Origin of the sequence: Chitinophaga sp. Hz27, from assembly GCF_042263525.1 — a bacterium.
In the GTDB taxonomy this organism is placed as follows: domain Bacteria; phylum Bacteroidota; class Bacteroidia; order Chitinophagales; family Chitinophagaceae; genus Chitinophaga.
The window spans coordinates 392,856-409,472 of sequence record NZ_JBHKFJ010000004.1; the positions used below are offsets into that span (position 1 = coordinate 392,856).

Genomic DNA, 16,617 nt, shown 5'->3' on the forward strand with positions numbered 1-16,617 from the left:
GCTCAGCCCCAATTTTTTATTTAGCTATATGTGCTATGATTAATTCTGCTACATGATGTAAAAGGTTTACATCAATTTGCTTTGCAGTATCGTGCAAAGGTTTGCTGGAAACAGCTCTTACAAAACCTTCTTCGTCAGGTTCGAACGTAATTTCCTGTTCAGCAATATCTACTTTGTAAACTGTTTTAAAAGGAAGCTCAGAGGTCCTCACTTCGAGGATATGTGGCTGTCCTTTATATTCAAACTTTAAGGTAAAATTAGCTGTGTGCATATTGGGCTATCGCTGCGCGGATGGGCTATTGTCTACTTATGCCGGTAGTTCCTCATGCTTGCTTTTGTATCTTTCGACAATTCATGAATCCCCCATACTGAAAGGTAAGCCAGTCCGCTGATGATTAAAATATAACCAACAAAACCCAGGGTATGGAACCATGTGGATAACACCCAGTCGTTTGTATCGGCGTACTGCGCTAAGATAGCTAAAATAGCTCCTGCTACGGTTAATATGATGGCGATTTTTTTCATGGGGGATGCTTTAGGAAGAGATTGTAATATGACTCACTGTCTGATAAAACGCGATTCGGGTACTACTACTATCTACGTAAATTCAATCCCCATGGGATGTTATCCTTCTAATATTTCTTTTTTATTTTTTAAAAAGATTATAACTGCAGTCTGACACCTAGTTTATTCAAGCCTTTCACCAGGTACAACATTAGCACTGCAAAGATTGCACTCCATACGATACCTGCCCATCCCTCACCAAACGTTTCGGGATATTGCAAGCCGAAGAAGATCATGGCGAAGTAAACGATATCAGGCAGGATATATGTCAGCAAAGGGTTTGAACCAGCAGGACTGAAAAAAGCTGTCCATTTTGTTATCTTCTTCACATCTACCACAAAAAATAAAATCGAATATATCACTACACAAATTGCAGCGCTATTTAATGCCCAACTTGGCGTAGCATAAATCTTGGATATTTTATATTGAGGATGCAGGCAAACACTTGTAATGATTAATAGAATGAAAAAACCGGTAACACGAGACAAGAGTTTTGATCCTCTTAAATCAAGATCTTCATCAAAATAAAAAAGAGATAATAACAAACCGCATAATACAATCGCGGTATGTACGGCATTTATGGATTGTCCGCCGATCCAGGCCAGGCTGCTGTCTTTAATGAACGGCTGATGCACAACTGCATAATAAGCGATACAAAGTGCTATCATTAGGAAAATGCCGCCAGTAGCGCCTTTCACAAGTTGATAGATGATACAGGCAAAGAGATATGCCCAACCAATAAGCCCTAAAATACCCCACCATTGCGGTTCCAGATAATGGGTACCTTCTTTTCCTCCGCGATATATCAGTCCGAGATAAATCAAACCGGCTATACCAATGAGTTTTAGTAAGATGCCCAACCACTGTTGATTGAATTTATAGACATTCCATGTCAGGATAACCGCGAAATAAAACAGCAAGGCCCATGTTGGCTCCGACATGTTTGTGGCTGTGGGATTCAGTCTGCCGGTATTTACCATAAACAGGCCTAGTACCAGCAGCCCTAAAGTACGCCAGGCGATATGGCCCTGTAGTTTCCAGAAGCTATCACCTTTGGCAAGACGGCTGTTGATGGCAAAGGGTATCGACATACCTACAATAAAAAGAAAGGCGGGGAAGACGATATCTACAAAGGTCATCCGATCTTCGTTGGCATGGGCATGCTCCAGCCAGGAAGGGATGCCGGATACGCCGGCAACATTATTTACGAAGATCATTACCAGGATCGTGATACCTCTGAAGGTATCGATAGAGCCTATACGTCCTTTTCTTAAATTATTGATCATATGCGATTTAGATAAATGGCGGATATCAAAATACAATATCTGCCTGACTAACGTTCAGAATTCTCCATGAGCGGAATCGGCCAATCGTGAAAAACCGGTAACTTCCGGTATAAAACTTTTTTCACCACATATGAAGCAAAATCTACTGGCCGGCATCGGCTTAACCGCTTTATCTGTTTTGATGGCTTGTAACCAGGGACAGAAAGCGGAAGAAGCCAAAGCTACCCCCGACCCACTTGCAGCCAACAGAGACACCACCCTTAACCCCAGGCAAGACTTCTTTGAATATGCCAACGGTGGATGGATTAAGAAGAACCCTATCCCTCCGGAATATAGCTCTTGGGGCATAGGTAATCTGGTACAGGAAGAACTGTATACCAGGCTTCGTGAAATCAACGAGAAAGCCGTTGCTAACCCTTCAGATCCAGTATCCAAAAAGATAGCTGCTTTCTGGAAATCAGGTATGGATTCCGTTAAATTAAATGCAGACGGTATAAAACCCCTGGAGTCAAAGCTTAAAGCGATCGATGGCATTAATAACCTGCAGGATTTAGCACAGGTGAGTTCGCAGCTGTCTGTATTTGCAGGTGTTTTATGTGGCATCTACGTTGCGCAGGATGCGAAGAATAGTGAGCAAATGGCCGTAAACTTCTACCAGGGCGGTCTAGGATTACCTAACAGAGATTATTATTTCAATACAGATGATCGTACCGCCAAAGTAAGGGCTGCATATCCTTCGCACATTGCGAAGATGCTGCAATTTACAGGTATGAGCGCTGCAGATGCCAGTAGCGCTGCTGCCGACATCCTGAAGTTGGAAACCATCCTTGCAAAAAACAGCCGTAAGCTGGAAGCACTCCGGGATCCAGAGGCTAATTATCATAAAATGCCGCTGACCAAACTGAATCAGTTAGCAGCGAATATTGACTGGAGCAACTATTTGAAACAACAAGATATCAGCAAATTTGCAGATACTGTTATTGTGGGTCAGCCAGAATTCTATACTGCATTGAGCAATGCGCTTAAATCAGAGAAGCTGGACACCTGGAAAAATTACCTCAAATGGCAGTTAATAAGCGAGGCTGCACCTTATCTGAGTGATAGTATCAGCAATACAAATTTTGAATTTTATGGCAAACTGCTAAGTGGAAAAGAAAAGCAGCAGATTCGCTGGAAGCGTGTATTGAATGCTGAAGAAGCAGCCATGGGAGAAGCATTGGGACAACTGTTTGTAAAAGAGTATTTCCCTGCCAAAGCTAAAAAGCGTTATGAAGACTTGGTAGAAGATATCCGTGGCGCCCTGAAAACACGCATACAAAACCTCACCTGGATGAGTGACAGCACTAAAGAAAAAGCGTTGTACAAGCTCTCTAAAATCACTAAAAAAGTAGGTTATCCTGATAAATGGAAAGACTTTTCTGCCATGGAAATCAAGGATCAGTCTTACTTCGATAATATTTACCTGGCGAAACAATGGTGGCATAAGTATGAAGTAAACAAGCTGGGCAAGCCAGTAGATCGTACTGAGTGGGACATGACTCCGCAAACGTACAATGCTTACTATAATCCTAGCAATAACGAAATCGTGTTACCGGCAGGTATTTTCACGGTTCCTGGGAAACGCGACGAAGAGCTGGATGATGCACTGGTGTATGGTTATGCAGGTGCATCTACCATTGGCCATGAGATCACCCATGGATTCGATGATGAAGGCCGTCAGTTTGATGCCGCAGGTAACCTGAAAAGTTGGTGGACCAAAGAAGATGAGAAAAAATTCAATGAGCGTGCAGCCGTAATGGTGAAACAATTTGATGGATATGTAGTGGTGGATAGCCTGCACATCAATGGTAAAGCCACATTAGGAGAGAACATCGCTGACCTGGGTGGAATTTTGCTTGGTTGGGATGCATTCCAGAAATCCGAGCAGTTCAAGAAAAATGAGAAAATCTCCGGACTGACGCCATCAGAGCGGTATTTCCTGGGATATTCCTTAGGATGGCTGAGTCATACCAAGAAAGAAGACCTAGCCAGAAGAGTGCTTACTGATGTGCATTCTCCGGCTAAATTCAGGGTGAATGGGCCTTTTAGTGATGTGGATGCCTTCTATGAAGTTTATGGCATTAAACCAGGAGATGGCATGTACAGACCTGATAGTCTGAGGGTACGTATCTGGTAGATAATCCGCTTTTTTCTCAGTAATTTTGCGTCAAATTCAGAAACACATTGATTGAGAAAAAACAGGTTGTAAAACAAGAAGAAAGGGCGGTGATTGTAGGAGTAATCACCAAAGACCAGACAGAGCGCCAGGTACAGGAGTTCCTGGACGAGCTGGTATTTCTGGCTGAAACAGCTGGCGCCCAGACTATTAAACGTTTTACGCAAAGACTGGCTCACCCTGATCGTGCAACATTTGTAGGTAAGGGTAAGCTGGAAGAGATCCATCAGTTTATTGCCGGTAGAAATATAGACCTTGTCATTTTTGATGATGAGCTGACAGGCTCACAGATTTCGAATATAGAGAAGGTATTGAAGGTAAAGGTCATTGACCGTAGTGACCTTATCCTGGATATTTTTGCACGCCGCGCCCGTACTGCGCAGGCAAAGGTGCAGGTAGAGCTGGCACAATACCAGTATATACTGCCTCGCTTGCGCGGTATGTGGAGCCACCTTGAACGTCAGGGAGGTGGTATCGGTAGCAGGGGCCCTGGTGAAACGGAAATTGAAACAGACCGTCGTATCGTAAAAGATAAGATCTCGTTATTACGTAAACGTTTAGCTGAGATAGACAAACAGTCGCTCACCCAGCGTAAGGAGAGAGGCGAATTTATACGTGTGGCCCTGGTAGGGTATACCAACGTAGGGAAAAGTACTACCATGAACCTGCTCAGTAAGAGCGAGGTTTTTGCAGAGAACAAACTTTTCGCAACACTGGATACCACCACCCGCAAAGTAGTATTCGAGCAAACACCTTTTCTGCTGAGTGATACTGTAGGATTTATCCGCAAACTCCCTCACCATCTGGTAGAGAGCTTCAAATCCACGCTGGACGAAGTTAGGGAAAGTGATATCCTGCTCCATGTAGTAGATATTTCACATCCTCAGTACGAAGAACAGATCGAAGTAGTAAACCGCACCTTACAGGAGCTGAAGGCCTTTGAAAAGCCGACTATCCTCATCTTTAACAAGATGGACCTGTATGAGCAAAATACCTTCGATGAGTGGTTAGCACCGGAGATTAAGGAAGATATTTTACGTCAGCTGAAAACAAACTGGGATACTAAAACCAATGGCAATACAGTATTCATCAGTGCCGTTGAGAGACGGAACATTGAGGAATTACGTAAAACCATTATGGATAAGGTTGCTCAGCTGTACCGCGAACGTTACCCTTACAAAACAGAATTCTTCTATTAATGGCCAAACAGTATACCTGGCACAAACTGGACGAACTCAGTTTGCCACTCCGGGATAATGATATCAACATACTGGAAGTTAATGGTAAAAAGCTTAGCTGCACCCGTTTTCAGGGGCAGCTTTTTGCTTTTGCCCATAAGTGTCCGCATGCCAGTGGCATTATGGCGGATGGCTTTATTGACAATGCCGGCAATGTAGTATGTCCTTTACACCGATACCGGTTCGATATCCGCAATGGCCGGAATACCAGCGGGGAAGGGTATTTTCTGAAGACTTACCCAATAGAGCAGCGTGAAGACGGCATTTACCTGGGTATGGAGAAAAGTGGTTGGTTATGGTAAACGGATTATCATTCTGTTAAAAGTACCTGCGCGGGGTAAAGGCTTAGTCGTATGGTGTAACTTTTCGATATGCTTACAACTAGTTACCGTCCTGCCAACATCACTGAGCGGCAAGTATGGCAATTCTTTATTGTGATACTTGTATTATTGCAGTTCAGTGCCTTATTTGTTCCTGTATTGGAACCGGATGCCGCGCTATATGCCGGCATTTCCAAGACCATGGCACTCCGCCATGATTATCTTAATTTATTTGTTGACGGCCATGATTGGCTGGACAAGCCCCATTTCCCCTTTTGGATTGCAGCCCTCAGTTTTAATATTTTTGGTATACATACCTGGTCGTATAAGCTTCCAGCCATACTTTTCCTGTTGCTGGGGGTTTGGTATACCTGGCGATTTGCGCGCGAGTTATACGATGAAACCGTTGCCAGATGGGCAGTATGTATTTTACTTACAGCAGAACACCTGGTATTATCCAATAACGATGTTCGTGCAGAGCCTTATCTGACGGGGCTTATCATCGCTGCGGTGTATCATTTCTATCGAAAGCAAATCATTCCTGGCGCTATTTTCACTGCCTGCGCCATTATGACTAAGGGCATATTTGCAATTGTACCTATAGGCGCCGCTATAGGAGGGCATTTGATCTTTTCCGGGCAGGCAAAAGAACTGTTGCGCTGGCGTTGGTTATTGGCTGTTATACTGACTGCGATCTTTACAGCGCCAGAGTTATATGCTTTATATACCCAATTTGATTTGCATCCGGAGAAGCTGGTATTTGGCCGCACGGCAGTATCAGGACTTCGGTTTTTCTTCTGGGACAGCCAATTCGGGCGTTTTATGAACACCGGGCCAATTAAGGGTAGTGGTGATCCATTTTTCTTCTTTCACACTCTTTTATGGGCCTTTCTGCCATGGTCGGTGATGTTATATGCCGCTGTGATCATGTTCATCAGAAAATGGAAATCGCAGGCAGAGTACTATTGTATCAGCGGCGCCCTGGCGACGTTTGTATTGTTTTCGTTGTCGAGGTTTCAGCTGCCACATTACATGAATATTGTTTTTCCATTCTTTGCAATACTAACGGCTAAATATATCCTGTCGTTGCAAACAGAGAAGGGGCTTAAGTTTTTCAGGACTACCCAATACACCATTATCATTTTAGTGGCGGTGCTAGGTGTTGTTATAGACCTGTTATATAAGCCAGCCATGCATATTTTGTGGCTGATACCTGCGGGGACTTTGTTGCTGCTCTATGTGCTGCTACGTTATTGGATGGATAAAACCACGAAGCAGGCCGTCTTTTACAGGTCTGTGGCTATTAGTATTCTTTTAAATCTATATTTAAATACTGTACTATATCCTGATATGATGCAGTACCAGAGCGGAACGACGGCGGCCAATTATTTAAATTCGGCGTTGCCGGGTAAAGCAGTAACGATGTATAAAGCACATTCCTATTCCCTGGAATTTTACGCCAAAGCCCCGGTGACAGTGAGTGACACGATTACTGGCCAGGGCATATATTTCACGAATAAGGAGGGTTTGGCTACTTTTCATAAGTATACGCTCATTAAAACTTTTCCTCAATTCTGGGTGAGCAAGCTTGACTTACCTTTTGTCAGAAAAGCTACAAGAGCAGCGGCTTTAGAAGAAAGGTATCTGATATCAGGATATTAAGACAAAAAAATTATCTCCCGAAACCCTTTATGGTAAAGGATTTCATAAGATGAGAAGAAAAAAATTAAAAAAATAGCAATTAAGATTTTGCAGAAATAAAAATTTGCCTATTTTTGCAATCCCAAATCGCACAAACGGTACGGGGAAATTCCTCCTTAGCTCAGTTGGTTAGAGCATCTGACTGTTAATCAGAGGGTCGCTGGTTCAAGTCCAGCAGGGGGAGCGAAAAACGGAAGGCTTGCAGCAATGCAAGCCTTTTTTGTTTTTACAGTTTTCCATTTTAATACTGTCACAAATCCATGCAATGGACTGATGGATAAATTCACCATTCATTTCCTTGCTTATCCTATATCATGAAAAGAGTAGTACTGTCGCTGTTATTAGCCATGGGCCTCCTTACTGCCTATGCGCAAAATAATAATCCCAGCGTTGAAAGTTCCGCAAACGCACCTTCTATAGAGAGAAAAATAAAGAAGCTATTGATCCTATCTGCGGGTCCTATGTCTAGCAGAAAAATTGCACAAGACGTGAAATATGCACTGGACAAGGAGTTTAAAGGTATGGAGTTTTCTTCCTCCTTTATACACATGGGCGATTTGAGCTATTGCACTGATGAGAATATTCAGATTGCATCTAAAATGTATCCGCACGATGCGATACTAGTGATTCGGCCAGAATTAGTGACTGACTCCACAAAAGACTATGTACGCCGTTCTTTGGCGTATAACCTGCTACTGAGAGATTATTCCCGCCCACTAAAAAAGAAAAGAACAGAAGAATACAGTACACAGCTTTCTTCTTTTTTTCTTTATGATGGAGCCACTCCACCAGCACCGTTTTGGTCAGCACAATTGGAAGTGAATACGAATCTGAGATCTGAATCCTATTACGATCATTTGGTAAGAACCCTGAAAGACACCTGGGAAGCAGAAAAGATCAGAATAGGGATTTAAGGATATTTATTTTTTAAATACCATGATAATATACTTTGAATTATCGTAGCATTTCTTAGATTTGCGGCCTGGAAATGCTTTATATCCGATAATCTTCGGGCAAATAAAGCGGCTATATTCCTCCTTAGCTCAGTTGGTTAGAGCATCTGACTGTTAATCAGAGGGTCGCTGGTTCAAGTCCAGCAGGGGGAGCAAAGGTTATAGGTTGAAGAACTTATAACCTTTTTCTTTTTGTAGATGGGCCAGTGAGGAGCATTAAAACGTAACTTTATTTATCTACCGTTAAAGGATATACGTAGACTTTCAGCAAATCTGCCATGAAAAACCTATTACTGTTACTGGCCTGCTGTTGCGCAATGGCAACAGCTGTAGCACAAAAGCAAATCAATCACTTCGAATATCAGGAAACAGTTAAAAATGATAGTAGCCACCATATTAGCCGGTTGCTGGTAGTTGCTACTGGGAATATGTTTACACGCAAGGTGGCAGACGATCTGCGATATGCGCTGGATAAACAATGCAGCAAGCGAAAAGTGGAGATATCTTTTCAATACCTGAACCATTATGAGGATGCCGGCACAATATTCCCAATGAAACCAACGGAGGCAGCACTACATGATGCGGTGCTGCTCATTAGGCCTGATGATAGTACTTCAACGGCCTTAAAGCAGGTTACTGGTTTCATGCTGTTTAAAAGCAATAATGTTAAAACCCCGATTTGGACGGCCAAACTAGCTATCAAGGCTGATTTATCGTCCTCAAGTTATTTCAATTACCTAGCCTTAAAGCTGATTCAAATCTGGAAGGCGAACAAGATCTTCCTGGGGTCTCACAAATAATATTTCATCTTTTCCGGAAAAAAATCTTTGAAATTTAAATACGTTTATTACATTTGCGACCCGGAAAGCCGTTCTAACGACCGGATTTCCAAAAGAATAAAGCAGTTATACTCCTCCTTAGCTCAGTTGGTTAGAGCATCTGACTGTTAATCAGAGGGTCGCTGGTTCAAGTCCAGCAGGGGGAGCAAAAAATAGAAGGCTTGCAGAGATGCAGGCCTTTTTTATTTTTCGTTATCCATCTACATCTTTCTTTCTAAAATTCCAATTTATCAAGGGCAACTTCCTTCTTTCATTACAGTTCCAAAGCCCGATTTGTATTCCTCTCGTCTTCTTACTTTTATTGGTTATTCCTATTTGAATGCCGCGCATCTGGTAGCATTGATTCATGAATATAGCCAATTGTAGCCCATTATGGATTTGCGTGAAATTAAATGCCGCAATAGATATACCGTTTGTTTTTGTAGTAAGATGCCCAACGAAACCAAGAGATATACCATTGATTATATAGTCTCCGGCAATACCAGTTCCTGAGATGTTGATGCCATTCACCGTTTCGATGGCGGTGTCATTCTTAATTACAATTAATTCACTATCACTGTCGATGATGGGATCCGACGGCACAAAAGGAACAAGAATCCCTTCCCCAACCAGTGAAAGCCGCAAACCATTACTGTTGGTTCTTTTAGGACCGTCAGCAAAATTCCACAGACCAACAGAAAGCCCATAAATAGTAGTATTGTTTTGCTGAAAAGTCCAGGCAGGGAAATATACCCTTTGCTTTTGCGCTACAGCAGCCACTGAAAAGAATACTAACAGTACAGAGATAATGATTTTCATGGCATATTTAATTGAAGTAAAGATCTATGTCATTACATCTCACACTTCGCTTTCACAAAACTGGCATAATAAGATGGCACATGCAAATAAGCTTTTTCATATGGTACCCTGTAGGTTTTCTGATTGTAAATGTTGATAATACAACTATCCGCTTCACAGCAGTCGCAATTCAATAGCTTTTTGATTTGAACGGTATCATCCACTATTTTATACACCCCAAATACCATCGCCATATCTGCGCAACCCGCACTTTGATAGGAATAAATCAGTCTCGTTTTCTTATCATAATCTGCAGTTACAATCTCACTAAAATTTTTAACTGAAATAAAGCTATCTTTTCTAAACAGCCATAGGTCAGCGTTTTCGCCTGGGTGAATATCCCAATAGTCATTCACTATTTTTAGATCAGGAATGCCATCTCCATTGAAGTCACTGAAAGTATAATAATCATCTAATCGCATATAGTTGGCCTTCGCCGAATCTCGCTCAACAGAAAAAATAGTATCCCACTGCCGGCCACAAAGCTTTAGTACCAAGATTTTTGAAATGGAATCATTCAAATAAAAATGCATCACAGCATGTTTGTTCTTTTTATCAAACAAATGTCCAATATGCAGCGAATACCACATTTCATCTACATCAAATCTCAACGAGTCTTTATATTCATTAAACAAACTATCTAGATCAGATTTTACAGCAGCATAATTCATCTCTCCTTCATCATCTCCAATAGTATCAATGATCATATTAGCAGAACTATCCGTAGCATGAGCGCTAAAATCAGGTCCAGTCCTGGTTTTGCAGGCAAATAAAAAAACGATGACTGATGCTATAAGTATACTGGCGACTCTCATAAAAACTTAATCCAATTTTTTGGCGACGCCTTTATTTCCAACACTGAAACCAGTTACGATATTATTCTGATCTTTTTTGAACTGGAACATCATTCCCATTTGATATACAAAAAATTCATCCGGACTTGTAAAATTCATTTCCCAGTTATTGTTGTTATAAGTGAGAAACAATTTTCCTTTATCATTTGTGATAGTGGCGGTATCTCCCTTATATAAATATTTACCGGCATAAGAAGCAGCAGGAACTTCACTTTGGCTAACCAGATGTTTCTCCATAGGTTTATAAAAATCTTTCCAGTTATATACTTGGGAGATGCTGTTTATAATTTCTATTATTAACATATCATCTTCACCATTGATCATCACAACTATGCCGTCACCACCTTCCAGACTACCTAGGTGCTGACATCTGAAACCTTCATTGCCACCTGAATGCGCGAAATATTCCCTGTCTCCAATTTTAGCAATAAAGCTTCCCATCGCGGAGCCACTATTTAATTCAGGTGTCAGTCTTTTTCGTGTATACGATTGCGTTAGTATCTTATTTGATTTACCGGCATATGCTAATTGCGTTTCTATAATGTATTTGCAATAATCTGTTGGGTTAGTCCAAAGGCCTGCTGCAGCTTCTTCCGGGTAGACATGGTATTTCCCAGGAAGTTGTTGTCCAGCATAATTATATGCCGTAGCCAGCAAAGCTATTTTTTCTTTTGGGGCAGGCTGGGTATAAAAACTGCTGGTCATTCCCAATGGCTTCAATACCTTATCGTTCATGTATTTATCATAAGGCATTCCAGTAATATCTGTAACAATCAGCTGGGAAATGGTGGTACCGCCGCCAGAGTACTCCATCCTGATACCAGGCTCAAATGCGGATCTTACAGCAGGGGAGTTGGCGGGATGTTTACCATCCAATATTTGTGAAATAGTAGGCAGAGCATCACCCACCACATAACCATCAAACCCATGAACCGTGAGTCCGGCAGTATGCGTAAGCAGATTTAATACAGTAATTTTTTTATTGTGCGAAGTAGTATCATAAGGGAATTTCCAGGTTTTCAGATAATTATTGATATCTGCATTCAGATCAATTTTACTATCCTGGGCTAGTTTAACGACGCCCACAGCGTTGAGTGATTTACTCATAGAGGCAGCCTGGAACAGTGTATGGACAGTAACGGGGGTATGTGTAGAAGTATCTGCATAGCCATAACCTTTGGCCCATTCTACTTTATAATTGTGAATAACGGCAATGGATACCCCAAATACATGATGATAGGCCATCCTGTCATAGATATTCCAGCCTTTATTATCATCGGTATGAATCCATCCACCAAGGTTATTTTCTACCTGGTGTATTTTTTCCTGTATACTATCTATGGTTTTACTTTGTGCAGTACATAATGTGGGGATAGCAATTAATAAAATGCCAATATTTATAAAATAGTGTCTCATCGCGTGGGGTTTGTTTATAATTATGCCAAATTAAAAAATTCTGTTCCTTTATTATAGCAGCTATAAACAGTTATTTTTAGCTAAATTATCATGTACATATAAACAGTTGCATATCAATATATTAACTCAATAAATTAGTAATATATACTAGCCCAATTAGCCATCTAACGTATAACCGGTATCGTTAGCTTTTAAAAAAAATATCAGACATAATTTAATCCTTCATCGATTTTAACGATCAAATTGTTCATCTTTGCCCCGGATTCTGTTTATAAGAAGATAAGAATAAGATAAAAGAACAATTGAAAAGCAGAATACGGAAATTGGTTGCTGATAAATAGAAGAAACGAATTTTAAAAGCCTTACAGCTGATACTGCATATAAGTGACAGTATAATATTTGTATTACATAAAGAATAGTTATTAAATCAGATACCGTATATGATTGGATTTACTATCTTTATCATACAAGTTGCGGAAGTAGCTCACCTGGTAGAGCGACAGCTTCCCAAGCTGTAGGCAGCGGGTTCGAGCCCCGTCTTCCGCTCAGTTAACGAACAAACATCTTATTGAAAACGGACCATATCATCGTATATATTGCCACTCAACAAGACATAAAATAATTCACATAATAACAGTATCGGATATACGCTGCTGTACAAGATTTTTGTTGTCCCCATGGCAAGCGTGGGATAACGCCTGCACTGACAACGTCAGTGTACTCAGTGAGATTAGGAGCACACTTCTTCCCCGAAGGTGCTCCTGCTTACTATCATTGATAACCGGCAGCCTGCAAGTGAAATAATTCAGCATAGCGGCCGTTCTTCTCCAGTAATTCTTCATGACTTCCCAGCTCAATCATCTGTCCTTTTTCCAGCACCAGGATTCTATCCGCCATTCTTACTGTAGAGAAACGGTGTGAAATAAGGACCGCTGTTTTTCCTTTGGTGAGTTCTGCGAAATGCAGGAATACATTGTATTCCGCTCTGGCATCCAATGCCGATGTAGGTTCATCCAATATCAGCAGCTGCGCATCTTTCATGTAGGCTCTTGCTAAAGCAATCTTTTGCCATTCGCCGCCAGAAAGCTCGATACCTTTGTTGAAGCGGCGACCAAGCATTTGATTGAAACCATGCGGCATTTTTTCTATCAGAGGCAGGGCCAGACTTTGTTCTGCAGCTTCCGTGATCAAGGCCTGATCATCTTTATGACCAATATTACCTACGGCAATATTTTGAGAAACAGTCATTTGGTAACGCTGAAAATCCTGGAATATAACGCCAATGTGTAAACGTAGATCACCCTGATCATAATCTCTCAGGTCGTGGCCATCTAATAATATTCTGCCTTCCACCGGATCATAGAGTCGGCTGAGCAGCTTTACCAGCGTAGTTTTTCCTGCACCATTTTCCCCAACCAAGGCTAGCTTTTCTCCGCTGCGCAAACTGAAGCTAAGATTACGAATAGCCCATTTTTCTGCATTCTGGTATTTAAAGCCAACGTTTTCAAACACAAAGCCTTCCTGAATAGGCTGTGGAAAAGGCAAAGCTTTGCCCACTGGCTTCATGCGTGATTTTATTTCGAAGAAGTCGAACATATCTTTCAGATATACAGCACCTTGTGTAACACTTGAGAAGCGGATCAGTATTCCCTGGAAGGTAGTCCTGAGTTGCCTGAAAGATCCCGCCAGGAAGGCCAGATCACCGATAGTTAAGACGCCGTTGATGGTACGTAGGATGATGATCACATAGGCACCATAATAGCCTGCACTGCCTATCAACGCAAAGAAAGTACCCCAGAAAGCATGTTGTTGTTCCAGGTTTTTTTTATCTCTATAAAACTGATCAGATATCACTTTAAAACGACTTATGAGGAAGTTGGAGAGGTCAAACAGCTTGACTTCCTTCGCCGTTTCATCGCTGGCGCCAATAAAACGTATATAGTCCAACTCGCGCCTGGAAGAGGTTTGGCCCCACGTGAGTTTGTAATATTTGTTATTGTAAGTGGATTCGTTGAGGAATGCGGGGATAACAGCGATCAGCAATAATAATATCAGCCAGGGATTAAAGACGACCAAGCCGGCAGCCAGAAAGCCTACTGTAATCATATCCTGGACCTGGCTCATTACCTGTGACAGGAGGATCGTGCGGCCGGTTGTTTGCTGACGGGCACGTTCCAGTTTATCATAAAACTCCGAATCTTCGAACTGGTCAAGATCTAATGAAGCAGCATGTTCCATGATCTTAACAGAGCTGCTGTTAGCGACCAGTTCACCAAGAAGGCCATCTGTAAAGGAAATTGCCCTTGAAAGACCGTCAGAAATTACTGCAAGCGCAAACTCTATGGCTACCAACTGCCAAAGCAAGGAGGTGTTATGGTTTGCGGGATCTTTGCTCAGGTGCACTACCTGATCGATAATCAGTTTACCAACGTATAGGAGTGACAGTGGCATTGCCGACTGTATCACACGTAGCAATATATTGGTGATGGTCAGTTTTTTACTGGTTTGCCATACCATTTTGAAAAAGGCTGGCAGATTGCCTAATGCTGCCAGCCTTTCCTTAAAGGTCATACTTGGGTTGTCCCTCTTTCTCATGACCTGAAATTACGAATTAAGGAATATCTATTTTCCAGGGCTTACCGTATTTATTTACTTCTACCTTTAAGGGTTGGTCTTTCCACTGGGCTATGTATTTTTCCAGGTTCTCCGGAATTAGCAACGTTGCTGCTTTTACACCATTGATAGCCATTACTTCATCATTTTCAGAAATACCGCTGTCTGCAGCACTGGACTGTGGCATAAACTGACGCACCAGCATTTTACCGTTGGTAAAAGTCCATTCTATATTTTTCATCCAGAAGCTGAAAGGCAGGTTGAAATTATTATTAGGTACGGCAGAAAACTGATGATCTGCGAGATTGATTACCCAGTTAAAACGGCTGATCAATTCAATACCGAAGCTACCATCGCCTTTTGGAGACCATTTTTCATCGCCTTCGCGGTATGATTGCATGGTGCCTGTAAAGCTGCTGATATGCCATTTATTCAGATCTACGCCGGTGAAAGTACCATTTACAACAGGGGAGGAGTGCCCCATGCTGGTAGTAACACTGGTAGAAGTTACGTTGAATCCGTCCATCAGGTGGTTTCTGTTTACAGAAGGACCAAAGATGATCAGTGGATAACCAGCACCGGTATCGAAGTGGAAGTCGCCATTTAGCACCTTACCGTTATTAAAGGTAACGGTACTTTTAATGCCCGGCACGCCAAGCGAATAATCCAGTGGGAGAATGGCAGCATTAGCTGCGTAGTTGTATTTCCCTATTGTATAAAGGCGTATTTCAGACTTATCGAAATCAATTTCGGTAATATAGTTTCTTAGGAAGTTAGCGCCAAAGAGGCCATCCAGGTCGTTATCGAACTGTGGGAAGATGGCGCTTCTGTTGTTGGGAATACTGAGCGAATCGAAATGCATGGTGATACCGTCGGCAATGCCGATTTGGGTAGATGCTCCAACGACGCTTGCAGACTGCTGTTTGGTGGCGAATATGCCGATTTCGTCTGCCACGCTTTTTTTGATACCCATGCCGTCCGCGCCGGTATCGAACAGGAAGTGCAGTGGTTTTTTGTTGTCGTTGAGCGTTAGCGTGAGAATAATTCTGTTTCGTTTATACTCAAACGGTATAACCGCGGCCAATGTGGAAGGCTTGTCCAGGTCTACGCCAGCCAACAGATCATAATACTGGACTTTTGTTATTTTATTTGCAGTATCCAGGTAGATCCAAGTTTCAAAGGCTTTTTGTTTTACGTTGGCATATTTCACCAATACTCTTTTTCCGCCTGGGATATTTTCTTCTTTTTTGATGCTGAGTTTATCCAGGCTGTCTTTACGGAAGGCTCTATCGAGCATGCCATAGGAATACGGTGCCGGGTAAAATCCTACATGAAAGGAAGGGGAGAGTAAAGGTTTGGCGAGTTCTGGACTTTTGCTCCGGATGGCATTTTCCAGGGAGCTGATGACGTCTGCAGGTTTCTGTGCATACAGCGAATTTGCTGTGCACAGGAATATCCCCGCATACAGGATTACTTTTCTCATGGTTGGTTTTAATGGTGGTTTGTTCGGGTGAAATTATTATAAATAACCCTCATTTGCGGGTATTTTTTAATTTCGGGGAGCTGTGATTTTGATTATCTTGTAAGAAGATTGTTCATTTAAATGTTCTGAAAATGTTAACATGTATTATTATACTAATATGTATTATATTAATTATCAGTATAATTATTGCAATTACAAAGATCAATCATCAATCTCGCGAATGGTCTTCGCATAATGATTAAAAAAATTCAGTCGTAGGTAGAGGGAGTGCGCTCTATTGTGCGTTAATAAGTTGTAT

At 41.8% G+C, this 16,617-nt stretch carries 14 protein-coding genes and 4 tRNA genes; 10 read left to right on the forward strand and 8 right to left on the reverse strand.

Annotated features, from left to right (window positions below; all coding sequences use genetic code 11):
- Positions 1 to 16: 16 nt before the first annotated feature.
- The 3 genes from ACE38W_RS11110 to ACE38W_RS11120 all read right to left on the reverse strand — a co-directional run bounded on the left by ACE38W_RS11110 (position 17) and on the right by ACE38W_RS11120 (position 1,850).
- Positions 17 to 271 carry a hypothetical protein gene (locus ACE38W_RS11110; protein WP_375830870.1) on the reverse strand — a complete coding sequence of 85 codons (255 nt, stop codon included), beginning with the start codon at positions 269 to 271 and terminating at the stop codon, positions 17 to 19.
- A gap of 32 nt (positions 272 to 303) precedes the next feature.
- On the reverse strand, positions 304 to 525 hold the full coding sequence (locus tag ACE38W_RS11115; RefSeq protein WP_375830871.1) for a hypothetical protein: 222 nt from the start codon (positions 523 to 525) through the stop codon (positions 304 to 306).
- 137 nt (positions 526 to 662) lie between these two features.
- Positions 663 to 1,850, reverse strand: a complete 1,188-nt coding sequence (locus ACE38W_RS11120) for a DUF5009 domain-containing protein (protein ID WP_375830872.1) — start codon at positions 1,848 to 1,850, stop codon at positions 663 to 665.
- Positions 1,851 to 1,980: 130 nt separating this feature from the next.
- Here ACE38W_RS11120 and ACE38W_RS11125 point away from each other — a divergent pair, with 130 nt between their 5' ends.
- From ACE38W_RS11125 to ACE38W_RS11165, 9 genes are all read left to right on the forward strand, one after another.
- A complete protein-coding gene (locus ACE38W_RS11125) occupies positions 1,981 to 4,026 on the forward strand; it encodes a M13 family metallopeptidase (RefSeq protein WP_375830873.1) in 2,046 nt (681 codons plus the stop codon).
- A 47-nt stretch (positions 4,027 to 4,073) separates the two neighbouring features.
- A complete protein-coding gene (gene hflX, locus ACE38W_RS11130; RefSeq protein ID WP_375830876.1) occupies positions 4,074 to 5,264 on the forward strand; it encodes a GTPase HflX in 1,191 nt (396 codons plus the stop codon).
- Positions 5,264 to 5,605 carry a Rieske (2Fe-2S) protein gene (locus ACE38W_RS11135; protein ID WP_375830877.1) on the forward strand — a complete coding sequence of 114 codons (342 nt, stop codon included), beginning with the start codon at positions 5,264 to 5,266 and terminating at the stop codon, positions 5,603 to 5,605. Before hflX ends, ACE38W_RS11135 begins: the two co-directional genes overlap by 1 nt.
- 69 nt (positions 5,606 to 5,674) lie before the next feature.
- Positions 5,675 to 7,285, forward strand: coding sequence for an ArnT family glycosyltransferase (locus tag ACE38W_RS11140; protein ID WP_375830879.1), 1,611 nt, complete (start codon positions 5,675 to 5,677; stop codon positions 7,283 to 7,285).
- Positions 7,286 to 7,434: 149 nt separating this feature from the next.
- Positions 7,435 to 7,508 (forward strand) — tRNA-Asn (locus ACE38W_RS11145).
- Positions 7,509 to 7,638: 130 nt separating this feature from the next.
- Positions 7,639 to 8,238, forward strand: a complete 600-nt coding sequence (locus ACE38W_RS11150; RefSeq protein WP_375830880.1) for a hypothetical protein — start codon at positions 7,639 to 7,641, stop codon at positions 8,236 to 8,238.
- Positions 8,239 to 8,356: 118 nt separating this feature from the next.
- Positions 8,357 to 8,430 (forward strand) — tRNA-Asn (locus ACE38W_RS11155).
- A 125-nt stretch (positions 8,431 to 8,555) separates the two neighbouring features.
- Positions 8,556 to 9,077: a hypothetical protein gene (locus ACE38W_RS11160; protein ID WP_375830882.1), complete on the forward strand. Its 522-nt coding sequence runs from the start codon at positions 8,556 to 8,558 to the stop codon at positions 9,075 to 9,077.
- Between the two features lie 111 nt (positions 9,078 to 9,188).
- Positions 9,189 to 9,262, forward strand: a tRNA-Asn gene (locus ACE38W_RS11165).
- 46 nt (positions 9,263 to 9,308) lie between these two features.
- Here ACE38W_RS11165 and ACE38W_RS11170 read toward each other — a convergent pair.
- From ACE38W_RS11170 to ACE38W_RS11180, 3 genes are read right to left on the reverse strand one after another with little or no spacing between them, the layout of a single operon-like run.
- The gene (locus tag ACE38W_RS11170; protein WP_375830883.1) at positions 9,309 to 9,914 is read right to left on the reverse strand and encodes an LA_2272 family surface repeat-containing protein; all 606 of its coding nucleotides are present in this window, start codon (positions 9,912 to 9,914) and stop codon (positions 9,309 to 9,311) included.
- A 32-nt stretch (positions 9,915 to 9,946) separates the two neighbouring features.
- Positions 9,947 to 10,768 carry an XAC2610-related protein gene (locus ACE38W_RS11175; protein WP_375830885.1) on the reverse strand — a complete coding sequence of 274 codons (822 nt, stop codon included), beginning with the start codon at positions 10,766 to 10,768 and terminating at the stop codon, positions 9,947 to 9,949.
- Positions 10,769 to 10,774: 6 nt separating this feature from the next.
- Positions 10,775 to 12,223 (reverse strand): serine hydrolase, encoded by a 1,449-nt coding sequence (locus ACE38W_RS11180; protein WP_375830886.1) that lies wholly within the window; start codon positions 12,221 to 12,223, stop codon positions 10,775 to 10,777.
- 473 nt (positions 12,224 to 12,696) lie between these two features.
- Between ACE38W_RS11180 and ACE38W_RS11185 the strand changes: the two genes are divergently transcribed.
- A tRNA-Gly gene (locus ACE38W_RS11185) sits at positions 12,697 to 12,769 on the forward strand.
- A 225-nt stretch (positions 12,770 to 12,994) separates the two neighbouring features.
- Here ACE38W_RS11185 and ACE38W_RS11190 read toward each other — a convergent pair.
- On the reverse strand, positions 12,995 to 14,818 hold the full coding sequence (locus tag ACE38W_RS11190) for an ABC transporter ATP-binding protein (RefSeq protein WP_375830888.1): 1,824 nt from the start codon (positions 14,816 to 14,818) through the stop codon (positions 12,995 to 12,997).
- A 16-nt stretch (positions 14,819 to 14,834) separates the two neighbouring features.
- Positions 14,835 to 16,319 carry an aspartyl protease family protein gene (locus ACE38W_RS11195; protein WP_375830889.1) on the reverse strand — a complete coding sequence of 495 codons (1,485 nt, stop codon included), beginning with the start codon at positions 16,317 to 16,319 and terminating at the stop codon, positions 14,835 to 14,837.
- Between the last annotated feature and the right edge of the window lie 298 nt (positions 16,320 to 16,617).